This is a genomic window from Prauserella flavalba (assembly GCF_003202235.1).
In the GTDB taxonomy this organism is placed as follows: domain Bacteria; phylum Actinomycetota; class Actinomycetes; order Mycobacteriales; family Pseudonocardiaceae; genus Prauserella_A; species Prauserella_A flavalba.
Genome location: NZ_MASU01000005.1, coordinates 1,127,437 through 1,141,201 on the forward strand (window position 1 = coordinate 1,127,437; position 13,765 = coordinate 1,141,201).

Annotated in this window: 13 protein-coding genes; 8 read left to right on the forward strand and 5 right to left on the reverse strand. The window is 70.5% G+C overall.

Features of this window, described 5'->3' with window-relative positions; genetic code table 11:
* Positions 1–7: 7 nt before the first annotated feature.
* Together BA062_RS12865 and BA062_RS12870 are read left to right on the forward strand one after the other, a co-directional pair.
* A complete protein-coding gene (locus tag BA062_RS12865; RefSeq protein WP_168213932.1) occupies positions 8–766 on the forward strand; it encodes an SDR family NAD(P)-dependent oxidoreductase in 759 nt (252 codons plus the stop codon).
* Positions 763–1,497 (forward strand): SDR family NAD(P)-dependent oxidoreductase, encoded by a 735-nt coding sequence (locus BA062_RS12870; RefSeq protein ID WP_110336276.1) that lies wholly within the window; start codon positions 763–765, stop codon positions 1,495–1,497. Before BA062_RS12865 ends, BA062_RS12870 begins: the two co-directional genes overlap by 4 nt.
* 22 nt (positions 1,498–1,519) lie before the next feature.
* Here the strand turns inward: BA062_RS12870 and BA062_RS12875 are convergent, their stop codons facing one another.
* Genes BA062_RS12875 through BA062_RS12890 form a run of 4 tightly spaced genes read right to left on the reverse strand, consistent with a single transcriptional unit; the run spans position 1,520 to position 5,985 of the window.
* A complete protein-coding gene (locus tag BA062_RS12875) occupies positions 1,520–3,538 on the reverse strand; it encodes an acetate--CoA ligase family protein (RefSeq protein WP_110336277.1) in 2,019 nt (672 codons plus the stop codon).
* A 28-nt stretch (positions 3,539–3,566) separates the two neighbouring features.
* Complete coding sequence (locus tag BA062_RS12880; RefSeq protein ID WP_110336278.1) at positions 3,567–4,385, reverse strand: enoyl-CoA hydratase/isomerase family protein; 819 nt, start codon at positions 4,383–4,385, stop codon at positions 3,567–3,569.
* 11 nt (positions 4,386–4,396) lie between these two features.
* Entirely contained in the window at positions 4,397–5,017 is a 621-nt protein-coding gene (locus BA062_RS12885; RefSeq protein ID WP_110336279.1) for a 3,4-dihydroxy-2-butanone-4-phosphate synthase, read from the reverse strand.
* Entirely contained in the window at positions 5,014–5,985 is a 972-nt protein-coding gene (locus tag BA062_RS12890; protein ID WP_110336280.1) for a phosphotriesterase family protein, read from the reverse strand. Before BA062_RS12890 ends, BA062_RS12885 begins: the two co-directional genes overlap by 4 nt.
* A gap of 163 nt (positions 5,986–6,148) precedes the next feature.
* Between BA062_RS12890 and BA062_RS12895 the strand changes: the two genes are divergently transcribed.
* From BA062_RS12895 to BA062_RS12920, 6 genes are all read left to right on the forward strand, one after another.
* On the forward strand, positions 6,149–7,201 hold the full coding sequence (locus tag BA062_RS12895; protein WP_110336281.1) for an LLM class flavin-dependent oxidoreductase: 1,053 nt from the start codon (positions 6,149–6,151) through the stop codon (positions 7,199–7,201).
* Positions 7,202–7,247: 46 nt separating this feature from the next.
* Positions 7,248–7,964: a TetR/AcrR family transcriptional regulator gene (locus BA062_RS12900; RefSeq protein WP_245959847.1), complete on the forward strand. Its 717-nt coding sequence runs from the start codon at positions 7,248–7,250 to the stop codon at positions 7,962–7,964.
* Positions 7,965–7,969: 5 nt separating this feature from the next.
* Positions 7,970–9,202, forward strand: a complete 1,233-nt coding sequence (locus BA062_RS12905) for an acyl-CoA dehydrogenase family protein (protein WP_110336283.1) — start codon at positions 7,970–7,972, stop codon at positions 9,200–9,202.
* Between the two features lie 7 nt (positions 9,203–9,209).
* Positions 9,210–10,142 (forward strand): cyclase family protein, encoded by a 933-nt coding sequence (locus BA062_RS12910; RefSeq protein ID WP_110337301.1) that lies wholly within the window; start codon positions 9,210–9,212, stop codon positions 10,140–10,142.
* A gap of 14 nt (positions 10,143–10,156) precedes the next feature.
* Positions 10,157–10,624 carry a flavin reductase family protein gene (locus BA062_RS12915; protein ID WP_210406829.1) on the forward strand — a complete coding sequence of 156 codons (468 nt, stop codon included), beginning with the start codon at positions 10,157–10,159 and terminating at the stop codon, positions 10,622–10,624.
* A gap of 108 nt (positions 10,625–10,732) precedes the next feature.
* A complete protein-coding gene (locus tag BA062_RS12920) occupies positions 10,733–12,043 on the forward strand; it encodes an MFS transporter (RefSeq protein ID WP_110336285.1) in 1,311 nt (436 codons plus the stop codon).
* A gap of 45 nt (positions 12,044–12,088) precedes the next feature.
* Here the strand turns inward: BA062_RS12920 and BA062_RS12925 are convergent, their stop codons facing one another.
* Complete coding sequence (locus tag BA062_RS12925) at positions 12,089–13,633, reverse strand: PucR family transcriptional regulator (RefSeq protein WP_110336286.1); 1,545 nt, start codon at positions 13,631–13,633, stop codon at positions 12,089–12,091.
* Between the last annotated feature and the right edge of the window lie 132 nt (positions 13,634–13,765).

Here is a 13,765-nt window from a genome sequence, read left to right on the forward strand (position 1 = left end):
CGTTGTCATGAAGGGAGAAGACCGGCGGGTCGCCGTTGTCACCGGTGCCGCATCGGGGATCGGCGCCGCCATCGCCCGGCAGTTCAGCGGCGAGGGGCTGGACGTCGCCCTCCTCGACCGCGACGACGCCGGGCCGGTGCGCGACTGCCGCCCCGGCGAGACCCTCGCGCTCCGGTGCGACGTGCGCGACGACGCGGAGGTCGAGGCCGCGGTGGCCGAGACCGCGCGGTGGCGCGGCCGCATCGACGTCGTCGTCAACGCCGCCGGCGTGCTCGCCCGCGCGGGAATCCGGGACACCAGCTGGGAAACCTGGCAGTCGGTGCTCGACATCAACCTCACCGGCACGTTCCGCGTGGTGCGTGCGGCGCTGCCGTACCTCACAGACCCGGCCACGGCGGGCGCGAAACGCGTGGTCAACATCGGCTCCGGCGCGGCCGACCGCGGCTACGCCTACCCCGCCTACACCGCGTCCAAGGGCGGCGTCGTGGCTCTGACCAGGGAGCTCGCCGCGGAGCTCGCTCCGGAGAACGTCACCGTCAACGCCGTCAACCCCGGATTCGTCCGCACGGCGATCAACGACGACGCGTGGTCCGACGATACCGCGCGGCACCGCTGGGAGCGAACCATGCCCCTTGGCCGCATGGGCCTGCCGGAGGAGGTGGCCGCGGTCGCGTGTTTCCTGGCCTCCCCCGCCGCGAGCTATCTCACGGGGCAGGTGATCCGGGTGGACGGTGGCCGCTCGGCGATCTCGGCGCGGCCGGCATGAGCGGCGGCGAGCGGGTCGCGGGCAAGGTCTGCGTGGTCACCGGTGCCGCGGCGGGACTCGGTGCCGCGATCCGGAGGCTGCTGGCCGAGCACGGCGGCACCGTGATCGGGCTGGACGTCACCCCGGCAGGCGACGACGGGCTGTGGCAGGTGGACATCCGCGACGAGACCGAGGTGGCCGGGGCGATGCGGCGCGTCGTGGCCGCACACGGCCGCATCGACGTGCTCGTGAACAACGCCGGGATCGCGGGCCCGCGCAAGCCCGCCCACGAGGTGACCGCCGAGGAGTTCGACGACGTCTTCGCCGTCAACGTCCGCGGCACCTGGCTGTGCACCAAGCACGCGGTCCCGCACATGCCCGAGGGCGGCAGCATCGTCAACATGTCGTCGATGTACGGGCTCGTGGGCAACTCGATGCTGCCGGTCTACCACGCCAGCAAGGGTGCCGTTCGGCTGATGTCCAAAGCGGACGCGGCGACCTACGCGTCACGCGGCATCCGCGTCAACTCGGTGCATCCCGGCTCGATCGAGACCGGTTCGACCGCCTCCGTGCGCGCCGACGTCACCGAGGCCGCGCGCCGGTACAACGAGCGCACGCTGGCGGCCATCCCGCTGGGTCACCGCGGTGAGCCGCTCGACGTCGCCTACGGCGTGCTGTACCTGACGTCCGACGAGTCGCGTTACGTCACGGGTACCGAGCTGGTCATCGACGGCGGCTACACGGCACTGTGAGCCGCCGCCGGTGACCGCCCGGTCAGCCGAACCTGGTCGCGACAGCGTCGGCGGCCCAGCACTCCGTCGGCGTGACGATCAGCGGGTTGATCTCCACCGTCTCGTACTCCCCCAGGGCGGGGCCGGTGAACGCCTCGCACACGCGGGTCAGCGCGTCGACGGCGGCGGCGTGCCCGGTGACGCCGACCTCCGCCAGCAGGTGCTCGGCCTCCTCGGGGCGCAGGGGCAGCCTGCGGGTGAGCGAGCGGTTGGCCAGCTCGGTCGCCGTGCCGCCGAGCCCGACCACGACGTAGCGGCCCAGCACCGGATCGGTGTTGAGGCCGACGAGCACCTCCCGGCCGAACACCATCTCCTCGACCAGATAGCCCTCGATGTCCTCGGGAGAAAGCCCGGCGGCGACCACATTGGACTCGATCTCCTTGGCCGTCGCCGGCAGGTCGCCGGTCTGCGCGATGCCGAGGGCGACCCCGCCGATCCGGGATTTGTGGCTGATCGGGGCGAGCACCTTCACCGCGAACGGCGGCCGCAGCCCAGCGGCCGCGGAGGCCAGCTCGTCCGCGGCGGCGCGGACGCCGCGGACGACCGGCACGCCCGCGGCGGCGACCAGGTCGCGGGACGCCGCCTCGCTCAGCACCCTGGCGTCGGTGCCGACGTCGTGCGCCTTCGCCTCCTTCTCGCCCGCCGGGAACAGCTTGGCCAGCGCGGAGAACGTGAGCCGGAGGTTGTGCAGCACGGCCACGTGCGGGTGCCGTTCGCGGTAGCCTCGGACGAACTCCGTGTCGGGCACCGGGGCCATCGAGTTGATAATCAAGGGCATCTCGTTGTCCGTGGACAGCCGGGCGAGATCGCCCCAGTTCCACGTGTGCACCGACTCGTGGTCCGTCTCCGAGGGGAACTGCACGCTCCACGGCAGCAGGACCAGACCGGTGTTCGGGTCCTTGAACACGGTGCCGTTGATGCTCTCGTCGCCCTCGCGGCGCTTCACGCCGATCACGTCGAGTGGGTTGTCGATGAAGGAGCCCGGCCCGGCCAGCTCACGGATCTTCTCCACGGTGGCGTCGGCGAACACGGTGAGGTTGACGCCGTGCTTGTCGGCCAGGTCGCTGCAGAGCGCGGCGGCGCCACCGGAACCGCCGAGCACCGACACCGCGCGCTCGCGGCCGGACTTGACGCCGAGCAGGCACAACGTCGCCAGGCGCAGCAGTTCGTCGACGCCGTCGGCCCGCAGCACTCCGTGCTCACGCAGCAGCTCGGAGAACACCGAATCGGTGCCCGCGATGCTCGCGGTGTGGGACAGCACCGCGCGCTGGCCGCGCTCGGACACGCCCGACTTGAGCACGATGATCTGTTTGCCCACCTCCCGGGCGTAGTCGAACGCGGAGACGAACGCGGGCAGCTGCTGCTCGGAGACGCCCTCCAGGTACACGCAGACGACCTTCGTGGTGTCGCGGCGCAGCGCCAGCTCCAGCGCCTGCGGGACGCCGAGCACCGCGCCGTTCCCGGTGGAGGCACAGAAGTCCACGCCGAGGTTCTCCTGCGCTGCGGCGGCGAGGAACGCAGAGAGCAGCGCCCCGCTCTGCGACACGATCGACACCGGTCCCGGCCTCGCCTCCAGCCACGCGGGCTCGGCCACCGCGCACACGCGCTCGGCGAAGTCGGCGAACCCGACGCAGTTCGGGCCCCACAACCGTGTCGGCGTGCCGGAGACGATCTCCACCAGCTCGGCCTGCAGCGCCCTGCCGACGTCGTCGCGTTCACCGAAGCCGTCGGTGACGAGCACGATGTCGCGGGTGCCCGCGGCGGTGAGCGCGCGGACCGCCTCGACGGCGGCCTCCCGCCGGATCGCGACGATCGCGGCGCGCGGGGTGACCGGCAGAGCGGCGACGTCGGGGACGGTGGCCAGGCCGGCGATGGTCTCGTGGTTGGGCGTCACCGGGACGACGTCGAGGTCCGGGTTGAGCGTGCGGAGGTTGTGCAGGGCACAGGTGGTCCAGAAGTTGCGGGGCGAGGCGCCGACGACGGCGACGAGGGGTCGGGACACGGCGATCGGGTCTCCTTCGAAGTGGGGGTCAGCGGGTGAGCGAGCCGCCCTCGGCGTACCAGGCGCGGGCCGCGCGGATGCCCAGCTCGGCGAGCTTGCCGGACATCCAGCGGTTGCCCTCGGAAGTGTGGATCAGGGCGTCCCAGCCGGCACAGCTGTCCAGGGTCTCGCGGAAGCCCTGCCGGATCAGCACGTCGTTGGCCGCGCGCTTCTTGATCTCCAGCATGTCCAGCGGCGTCTTGGCGATCTCGGTGGCGACCTCCCTGGCCTTGGCGAGCACCTGATCCTCCGGCACGGAGTAGTTGGCCCAGCCGCGCCGCTCCGCCTCGGGTCCCATCATGTGGCTGCCCGCGGTGTAGGACAGCTCCTTGCCCTTCTTCGACCCGACCGCGTACGTCGCCACCGGGCCGAGCATGCCGCCGCCGATCGGGAGCACCGGCCACGCGATCTTGGTGTCGTCGCCGACCACGGCCAGGTCCGCGCAGGCGGGGATCAGCGTCGCGCCGCCCATGCAGTAGCCGTGCACGCTCGCGACCACGGGCTTCGGCACGTCGAACACCGCCGAGAACGCGCGGATGTGGCCGCGCAGGCGCAGCCAGTCCTCGTGCGCGGCGCGGTGCACGTACCCGTTGCCCTCGGACTTCGGCCTGCTCACGTCCCAGCCGACGCTGAACGCACGGCCCTCGCCGCGCACGATGATCACCGACACGCTCGCGTCGGCCCCCAGCTCGGCCAGCGCCTTCTCGTAGGTGGTGAACAGCTCGTCGTTGAACGCGTTGAGCTTCTCCGGGCGGTTCAGGACCACCTCGGCGATCTTCCCGTTCCGCTCGGTGCGGACGACACTCATGAAGGTTCCTTTCAGTGGGCGAGACGGTGGGCGAGGACGCCGGACGCGGTGACCACCGGGACGCCGAAGGACAGCGCCCAGTCGCGAGCCTCGTCGGGGCCGGCCTCCTGGAGCGGGTCCCGTTCCGACATCAGGCAGGCCCCGGCGGCGGCGAACCCGGCTCCGGCGAGCCGGACCAGATCGAAGGCGGCTTCGCGGGCCGTGGCGCGGCCGAGCACGCCGTCGGGGTGGGCGCGGTAGGTGACCACGTGGCCGGGGCGCCGCAGCACCTCCGGGTCGGTGCCAGGGGTACCGAGCAGCGCGATCGTGCGGGCGCGGGCGTCGGACGAGATCCCGGTGCCGGTGCCCTCGGCATCGACGGCGACCCCGAACGCGGGCGCGCCGCGGTCGGCGGGCCCCTGCGCGGACAACCGCAGCCGGTCGGCCTCCGGTTCCGGCAGCGCCACGACGAGGAAGCCCGAGGTGTAGCGCACCGCGAGCGCGACCAGCTCCGTGGTGGCGTGCCGGGCGGCGAACACCAGCTCACAGTCCGGCCTCGCTCCGAGGTCGTCGATCACGACCACCGGCTTTCCTTGCCTCAGTGCGGAGAACGCGTGCTCGGTGTCCGTTATGGACTCGTGCAGGATCGTCATGCCGCGCTCCGGGAGAAGATCGCGCGCGGGTTGTCCACCAGCATGACGTCGATGTCGCGCTGGGACACCCCGGCCGCGAGGAGCGCGGGCACGACGTCCTCGGTGAGGTGTGTGAACCGCCAGTTGGGCAGGTGCTTCGCGCGGAAGTCGCCGGGGAAGTTGTGGCTGTGGCAGGACGCGTCGTGCGAGAGCACCATGCGCGAGGCGTACCCCCGTTCGGCGAGCGCGGCGACCGTCGCGACGCGCATGTCGAAGGCGAGCTTGGTGTCCAGCCCGAACCGGTCCATGCCCAGGTAGGAGCCGTTGTCCAGCAGGCGCTGGAGGTAGTCCAGATCGTCCGAGTCGCCGCTGTGCCCGACGATCACGGCGCCCAGGTCGACGCCCTCCTCGGCGAAGATCTTCTGTTGGTCGAGGCCGCGCTGAGTGGAGACGTCGGTATGGGTGGAGATCGGCACACCGGTCTCCAGGTGCGCCCTGGCCACCGACCGCAGCACGCGCTCGACGTCGGGCGTGACGCCGGGCACGTCGGTCGCGCACTTGAGGATCCCGGCTCGAATCCCGGTGCCCGCGATGCCCTCGGTGATATCGCGGACGAACATCCCGGTCATCGGCTCGTCACCGCCGATCAGGCGGCCGGGGCCGTGGAACTTCAGGTAGTTGGGCAGCTCGGTGAACGTGTAGAAGCCGGTCGCGGCGATGATCCGTACCGGTGACCGTTCGGCCACGGCGCGTACCTTCCGGATGTCCCGGCCCAGGCCGAGCACGGTGAGGTCGACGATCGTGTCGATGCCGGCTTCCTTCAGCGCGACGAGCTTCGCGACCGCGTCGGCGGTGCGTTCCTCGTCGTCCCACGTCTCGGGATAGTTGACCGCGTACTCGTGGTTGATCACGAACACGTGCTCGTGCATGAGCACGCGTCCCAGCTGGTCGGTGCCGAGTGCGCCGGTCACGGTCTGGACGGTGGCCATCGATGTGGTTCTCCCTCGGGGCGACGGCGGTGTCGGGGGCTCGCGCCGTTGACAATGACGCGCGTGTCATGTTTAGTCAAGTGCGTCTTCACCCTGCGCTGCAAGGGTTTTCGTCAGCGCAGTGATCTGTCACCGATCTGTCACCGGGTCGCATTGGAGTGCCATGAGCAACGTCGCCACACCGCACTACGGGATCTTCAGCCTGTCCAACGTTCCGCCGTGGAACACGCACAACGAGGTCGTCAACAAGGCGCTCGAGCAGATCGTCCACGCGGACAAGCTCGGCTTCGAGGAGGCCTGGGTCGCCGAGCACAACGGACGCCGCTACGGCATCGTCGCCTCCGCCCAGCTGCTGCTCGCCGCCGCCGCGGCCGCGACCGAGCGGATCCGCCTCGGCTCCGGCGTGTCCCGCCTGCCCATGCACCACCCGATGCGACTGGCCGAGGACTACGCCTACGTCGACCAGCTCTCGGGCGGACGCCTCAACTTCGGCATCGGCAAGGCCTACGACCGACTGGAGTTCCAGGCGTACGGCATCCCGGAGTCCGAACGCGACGAACGCTACGAAGAAGTCTTCGAGATCGTCACGCAGGCGTGGAAGACCGGGAAGGTCAAGTTCAACGGCAAGCACTACCAGGTCCCCGCCGAGGGTGAGGTGGCCGACGAGATCGAGCTGTTCCCTGAGGTCTTCCAGAAGCCGGCGCCGCCGGTGTTCGTCATGGTCTCCTCCAGCGAGGAGTCGCTGCGCTCCGCCGCCCGCCGCGGCTTCTCCTTCGTCCTCGGCCAGCGCCCGACCCGCGACGACGTGCGGCGGCTCGTCGGCGTCTACCGCGAGGAGGCCCGCGCGGCGGGGCACTCGTTCGACACGATCGACGAGAACATCGCCCGCGCCTCGCAGCTCAAGGCCATCCACGTCGCCGACAGCCACGAGGAGGCCAGGAAGGAGTACGAGCACGGCTACATGTGGTATGTCAACATCCTGAGCAACCGCGCCAAGGTGGGCCTCGGCATCGACGAGCTGACCTACGACGAGTACATCGACCGCAAGACCCTGATCCTCGGCAGCGCCGACCAGGTCGCGGAGGAGCTCGCCTCGTTCCACAGCCACACCGGCCTCGGCGGGCTGGTGGCGTGGTTCGACGCCGGGAGCCAGCCGCAGGAGCAGGTTCTCCGTTCCATGACGATGTTCGCGGAGAAGGTGCGCCCGCAGCTGTGAATCGCGAGAATGGCGCCGAACTGTCGGCGAGCGAGTTGAGGTGACGATGGCGACCGGCGAGGCAACGGGTGGTCGGCGGACCGGGTCGAGGGTGGCCCGCGAGCGCGCGGAGACACAGCCGCGCACGGCACGGGGGCAGAAGACCCGGGAACGGCTGCTCACGGCCGCCCGCACGGTGTTCGAGACCAAGGGGTTCCTGGATACCCGGGTCTCCGACATCTGCGACGAGGCCGGCCTGGCGCACGGCACGTTCTACATCTACTTCCCGGACAAGGAAGAGATCTTCTACACCCTGGTCGACTCGGTGGTCGCCGATCGCTACCTGCTCACGGCCGTCCCCGAGGACTTCGAGGGCGACGTCGCCGACCGTTTCGCCTACACGCTCCGGCAGTACTTCGAGGAGATGAAGCGCGCCCGGCACTTCAGCCGCATCGTCGAACAGGTCGCTACCTTCGACGAGCACATGCGCGACCACCGCATGCGGATCCGGCGCAAGTTCCGCGAGCGCATCCAGCACGGCATCGAACGACTGCAGCAGCGGGGCGCCGCCGATCCGGACATCTCGGCCGAGCTCACGGCCGAGGCCCTCGTCGCGATGATCAACAACTTCGCCTACATCAACTTCATCCTCGGCGAACGCGACGACCTCGACATCGAGCAGGTCGTCGCCACACTGACCAGCATCTGGGCGCGCGCGGTGGCGCTGGACCTCGACAAGGCCAACGCCAACGACACCAAGCGCCCACCGAAACGAAAGACTTGAACCGTATGGATTTCACCGTCCCCGACGACGCGAAGGAGACCGCCCAGGCTGTCCTCAGCTTCGTCGAGCGCTACGTGGAGCCGATCGAGCGCGAGTACGCGGATCTGCTGCAGGATGAGCGCAAGAGCCACGACGAGCGCGGCCTGCTCCAGCCTGAGGTGCTCAAGCTCAAGAAGCAGGTCCGCATGGCCTCCGCCGAGGCGGGCTTCTACACCATGTTCGGCGACGAGTCGCTCGGCGGCGGCGGGCTCGGCGAGGTCGCGCTCGTCCACATCCAGGAAGAGCTCAACCGGGCATGGGGACCGCGGCGCACGCTCGTGCACGAGAACGTCGTGCCCTCGGTGTTCACCAACGGCCTGAGCCCGATCCTCACCGAGCTTCGGCCCGCCGTCCGCGAGGCCCACGTCCCCGGGATCGCGTCCGGGGAGAAGACGCTGTGCTTCGGCCTGTCCGAACCGGGCGCCGGCTCCGACGTCCAGCGCATCCGGACCCGCGCGGTACGCGACGGCGACGAGTGGGTCATCAACGGCTCCAAGCAGTGGATCACCAACGCGCCCTACGCGGACTACTGCATCCTGTTCGCGGTTACCGACCCCGAGGCCAACGCGGCGCGCCGTGGCGGCATCACCGCGTTCTTCGTCGACACCAGCAGCGACGGGTTCGAGTGCACCAGCACGATTCCGATCCTGGGCAACATCGGCTCGCACATCGGGATCGTCTCGGTGGACGACCTCAGGGTCCCGGACGAGCACGTCATCGGAACCGTCCACAAGGGACTCGCACTCGCGCTGCTCGGGATCAGCAAGGGCAGGCTGTCGATGTCCGCGATGTGCGTCGGCCTCGCCCGCTGGTCGCTGGAGAAGGCACTCGACTACGCGCGGCAGCGGGAGACCTTCGACAGCGTCATCGGCGACCACCAGGCCATCCAGATCAAGCTCGCCGAGATGGCGATGGACATCTACGCGGCCAAGTCCGTGGTCGGCCGCACCGCGGCGCTCGTCGAGAGCAAACAGCGCGCCATCAAGGAAACTTCCATCACGAAGGCCCTGTGCACCGAGATGCTCGGCCGGGTCGCCGACGCCGCGATGCAGGTGCACGGCGCGATGGGGCTGACCAATGAGCTGCGGCTGCAGGACGTGTGGCGGCACGCGCGCACCCTGCGCATCCCAGACGGCACGTCCGAGATCCAGCGCCGGACCATCGCCGGCAGGCTACTCGCCGGCGACAGCGACCTGTGAGGTGGCGATGTCCCCCGACCTCCCCAAGTACTCGGAACTTCCGCGCCTCGACGACTACGGCAACCACTCGTGGGGCGTCTTCGGCGCGGACGACGAGCTCGGCACCCTCAACCTGATCGACGCGGACGGGGTGCGGGAGGCCACGAGCCTCGTCCGCACCGGCGAACGGGCCGGGCTCAGCCTGCCGCTCGACCAGCCGGATCCGCCGCTGTTCCGGCGGGAGCGGTTCCAGCACACCATGAGACGCGCCGGCAGCATGTGGGACGACCGGCTCGACTCGTTCTTCCCGCAGGGCTCGACCCAGTGGGACGGTTTCCGCCACCACCGCGTGCGCCAGCACGGCTTCTACGGCGGCGTCACCGACGATCCGGCGCCGGGCAACCCGAGGCTGAGCATCCACCACTGGGCGAGCTCGGGAATCATCAGCCGAGGGGTGCTGCTCGATGTCGCGCGGCACCTCGGCGACCTGGACGCGCTGGCCGGGCGGTCGATCACCGCCGACGACCTGTGCGCCGTGGCCGAAGCGCAGCGCGCCGAGATCCGGCCCGGCGACATCCTGTGCGTGCGCACGGGCTGGCTGGCCGCCTACCGCGGGCTCGGCCCCGACGGCCGGGCGGCGATCTCCGCGCAGAAGTCGTCGTTCACCTCCGCCGGTCTGGCCGCCGACGAGGCGACCGCGGAACTGTTGTGGGACTGGCACATCGCGGCCGTCACCGCGGACAACCCGGCCGTCGAGGTGACACCAGGCGACGCCGCGGTCGGCAGCCTGCACCGGCGGCTGCTGGGCATGCTCGGCATCCCGCTCGGCGAGTTGTTCGACTTCGAGACCCTCGCGGCAAGGCTGCACGAGGAGGGACGGACGGACTTCCTGTTCGTCTCTGTCCCACTGTCCCTCGTGGGCGGGCTCGGCTCGCCCGGCAACGCGGTCGCCGTGCTCTGACCCAGGAGAACCTCATGACTGTCCCCGGTCACGTCATGCGGGACGTGCTCGGCTCCTTCTGCTCGGGAGTCGTGGTCGTCACCGCCGCCACCCCCGAGCCCGTCGGGTTCACCTGCCAGTCGTTCGCCTCCCTGTCACTCGACCCGCCGCTCGTGACGTTCGCGCCCGGCCGCGGGTCGCGCACCTGGCCGCGCATCAGGCAGGCAGGCGGGTTCTGCGTCAACATCCTCGCCGCCGGCCAGCGGCACCTGAGCGACCAGTTCGCGCGGTCCGGCACCGACAAGTTCGCCGGGGTCGGCTGGTCGCCAGGTGAGTCCGGGTCCCCCGTGCTCGACGGCGTGCTCGCATGGGTCGACTGCACCCTGTGGGCCGAGTACGACGGCGGCGACCACACGATCGTCATCGGCGAGGTCCGGGCGCTGGCGAGCGATCCACGCCGTGACCCGCTGCTGTTCCACCGCGGCGCGTACCTCGCGTCCTGACCAGCTGACTGACCCAACACCGTGATCCGGGCCGGGACCTCCCGGCCGTACCTCCGCCTGCCCGGAGTCCGGGCTCGTCCGTGTCCGCTCTCAACGAAGAGAGAGATCATGTCGCGACTTCAGCCGAAGCGCGCCGCAGCCGCGAGCGTCATCGGCACCACCATCGAGTACTACGACTTCTTCATCTACGCCACCGCCGCGGCGCTGGTGTTCAACAAGGTCTTCTTCCCCTCGCTGACCGGGTTGACGGGAACGCTGGTGTCCCTGTCGACCTTCGCCGTGGCGTTCCTGGTGCGCCCGCTCGGCGGTGTCATCATCGGGCACCTCGGCGACAAGGTCGGGCGCCGCCCGATGCTCGTGCTCACGCTGACCCTCATGGGCGGCGCGACCCTCCTCATCGGACTGTTGCCGGGCTACGCTTCGATCGGCGTCACCGCGCCGGTGCTGCTGATCCTCCTCCGCATCGTCCAGGGTTTCGCGATGGGCGGGGAGCTCGGCGGCGCCGTGCTGCTGACGATGGAGCACAGCCAGCCGGAGCGCCGCGGGTTCTACGGCAGCTGGGTCCAGATCGGCGGCCCGCTCGGGCTCGTCGTGGCGACCCTCGTCTTCCTGCCGCTCAACCTGCTGCCCCAGGACGACTTCCTGGCGTGGGGCTGGCGCATTCCGTTCCTGCTCAGCGCCATCCTGGTCGTCGTGGGCTACGTCCTGCGCCGCACCATCGACGAGAGCCCCACGTTCACCGAGATCAAGCGCAAGGGCGCCGTCGACAAGGCACCGGCGCTGACCATCCTGCGCAGGTACCCGGCACGGACGTTGCTCGTGGCCGCGACGACGCTGAGCGGCGGCGTGGCGTTCTACATGATGTCGGTGTTCGGACTGTCCTACGCGACCGAGGAACTCGGCCTCACCCGGCAGACGATCCTGCTCATCGTGCTGGTCTCGATGGTGCTGGACTGCCTGATGGTGCTGGCCTCGGGCATCATCTCCGACCGGATCGGCAGGCCGAAGATGATCATGTTCGGCATGGTCGGCAAGGCTGCGCTGGCGTTCCCGTGGATCTGGCTGCTCGACAGCGGCAACCCCTGGATCGTCTTCCTCGGGTACGTGCTGTTCTGCATTCCGCACGCCGCGGGCCAGGGGGTGGCAGGCGTCTTCTACGCGGAGACGTTCCCCGCCAAGGTCCGCTACTCGGGCCTCTCGATCGGCTACACCCTCGGCATGATCGGCGGCAGCGCGATCGCCCCGATGGTCGCGACGAGCCTGGTCGCGGCGTGGGGTACCGGGGCGCTCGGCTGGTACATGCTGACGATGAGCCTGATCTCGACGATCTCGACGACGATCATCCTGCGCTCGCCGAAGATCACCGGACGCGATGTCGAGGAGGAGACACCGGTGGCGAAACCGGAATTGGCGGGCTGAGTCCTTCCCGGCGCCCGGGGTGTCCGTGCCCGGGCACCGGGGTCGTCAGGTGCCGCCCTCGTGGTCGCCGATGGCCAGCGTGATCAGCATGGCCAGCCGTTTGCCGGGGTCCTCGAGTTCCAGGTTCGCGATCTCGGCCATCTTGCGCATCCGGTATCGCACCGTGTTCGCGTGCACGCCGAGGCGCGCCGCGGCGATGTTGAGGTCCCCCTGCGCCTCCAGCCATCCGCGCAGGGTGGCCAGGAAGCGCGTCCCGTGGGCGTCGTCGTGCCGGGCCAGCTCCATGATCGGCCCGCGCGACGGCACCCGGCCCGCCGAGGCCGCCGTGCGGAGGCGCTGAAGCAGGATCTCGTCCCACGCCTCGTCGTAGCACACCGGCGGGGTGCCGGGCCGGGTCGTGTGCAGGGCCAGGCTCTCGTCGGCCTCCTGCCTGCTCGCCGGGATCTCGCCGGGCTCGGCGGGCGCACCGATGCCCGCGGCGGGCGTGACGTGGGCGGGCAGGCCGTCAACGAGCGCGCGGAGCCAGTCGCGGGCGGCGGCCGGATCCTCGTCGCACGGCAGCAGCGTGTAGACGGTGTTGCCGAACAGCGTCGTGCGCCCCGGGCGCGACCAGCCGAAGCCGGTGGTGGCGCGCTCGAAGGCGAGCAGGATGGCGGCGTGCCGCTCGCCGCGGGTGTGCGCCTGCAGCGCGATCACGCGCAGCGGCCGGGGCGGCAGGCCGAGCTTGCCGATGACGGCGGTGGCGTCCGGCGTGCCCTCCAGCAGCTGGATCACCAGCTCAGACTCGACCTGCCGTTCGAGGTCGGCGCTCACCCTCGACCGGAGCAGATGCAGTGCGACGGTGTGGGCTCCGTCGGCGAGCGCGCGGGACCGCGCCGGGTCGAGCGGGCCGTCGCAGGTGACCCACAGTGAGCCCAGCAGCTCCCTTCCCGCGCGGACGGCCACGACCGTACGCCCGCGCATGCCGTGCTCCGGCGCCGCTTCGACGTAGCGGGGCTCGTCGGAACCGGCGAGGTGGGTGAACACGCCGCGCCGTTCGAACAGGGCCCGCACCGGCTCCGGCACCCGCCTGCCGAGGATCGTGTCGAGCCGCGCCGGGTCGGCGTCGTTCTGCACGCTGGAGTACGCCATCACCCGGGACAGCTGGTCCTCGATGGTCACCGGCCCGCCCACGGCGGCCGCGATGGTGTCGGCGAGGGCGAACAGGTCGCTCGGGCCCCTGCCGGACTCGGTCTCGCGACCCTCCAGCACGAGGCCGTAGACGACCCCGGCCACCTGGCTCCAGGACACGCGCGGGTCCACGAGCAGCAGGCAGAGCTCGCAGGCCGTCGCCGTGGCGAGCACCTCGGCGGAGGGCTGCTCGTCGGTGCGCACCAGCACCACCCTCGCCTGCCCGCCGACGGCGAGCTCGACGGCGCGGGCGGCGTCCGGGATCCCCACGGCCAGGAGGGCGTCGCCGACCGCAGGGTCGGCCGCGGTGGGGTCGTGCATGACGACGCTGTGCAGCTCGGTGTCGCGGCCGCGCCCGTGACCCGCCACGCGAATGCCGTAACCGCCCAGCACGTTGATCAGGTGATCCAGTCTGACCATCCACCGACCCGTCTCACCACGAAGAAGTCCCCGCTGAGGATACCGCTGGCCGATCCCCACAACGACGGTCGGCCATTTTGTTTGTTCCCGACAACCGGCCGGACGCTGCGTTCGCCCATGCTCGCGATGTGG

What these genes read in the sequence shown, in the direction of transcription:
- BA062_RS12865 (WP_168213932.1), top strand. Translation starts at nt 8, where the DNA reads ATGAAGGGAGAAGACCGGCGGGTCGCCGTTGTCACCGGTGCCGCATCG.
- BA062_RS12870 (WP_110336276.1), top strand. Translation starts at nt 763, where the DNA reads ATGAGCGGCGGCGAGCGGGTCGCGGGCAAGGTCTGCGTGGTCACCGGT.
- BA062_RS12880 (WP_110336278.1), bottom strand. Translation starts at nt 4,385, where the DNA reads ATGAGTGTCGTCCGCACCGAGCGGAACGGGAAGATCGCCGAGGTGGTC.
- BA062_RS12885 (WP_110336279.1), bottom strand. Translation starts at nt 5,017, where the DNA reads ATGACGATCCTGCACGAGTCCATAACGGACACCGAGCACGCGTTCTCC.
- BA062_RS12890 (WP_110336280.1), bottom strand. Translation starts at nt 5,985, where the DNA reads ATGGCCACCGTCCAGACCGTGACCGGCGCACTCGGCACCGACCAGCTG.
- BA062_RS12895 (WP_110336281.1), top strand. Translation starts at nt 6,149, where the DNA reads ATGAGCAACGTCGCCACACCGCACTACGGGATCTTCAGCCTGTCCAAC.
- BA062_RS12900 (WP_245959847.1), top strand. Translation starts at nt 7,248, where the DNA reads ATGGCGACCGGCGAGGCAACGGGTGGTCGGCGGACCGGGTCGAGGGTG.
- BA062_RS12905 (WP_110336283.1), top strand. Translation starts at nt 7,970, where the DNA reads ATGGATTTCACCGTCCCCGACGACGCGAAGGAGACCGCCCAGGCTGTC.
- BA062_RS12910 (WP_110337301.1), top strand. Translation starts at nt 9,210, where the DNA reads ATGTCCCCCGACCTCCCCAAGTACTCGGAACTTCCGCGCCTCGACGAC.
- BA062_RS12915 (WP_210406829.1), top strand. Translation starts at nt 10,157, where the DNA reads ATGACTGTCCCCGGTCACGTCATGCGGGACGTGCTCGGCTCCTTCTGC.
- BA062_RS12920 (WP_110336285.1), top strand. Translation starts at nt 10,733, where the DNA reads ATGTCGCGACTTCAGCCGAAGCGCGCCGCAGCCGCGAGCGTCATCGGC.
- BA062_RS12925 (WP_110336286.1), bottom strand. Translation starts at nt 13,633, where the DNA reads ATGGTCAGACTGGATCACCTGATCAACGTGCTGGGCGGTTACGGCATT.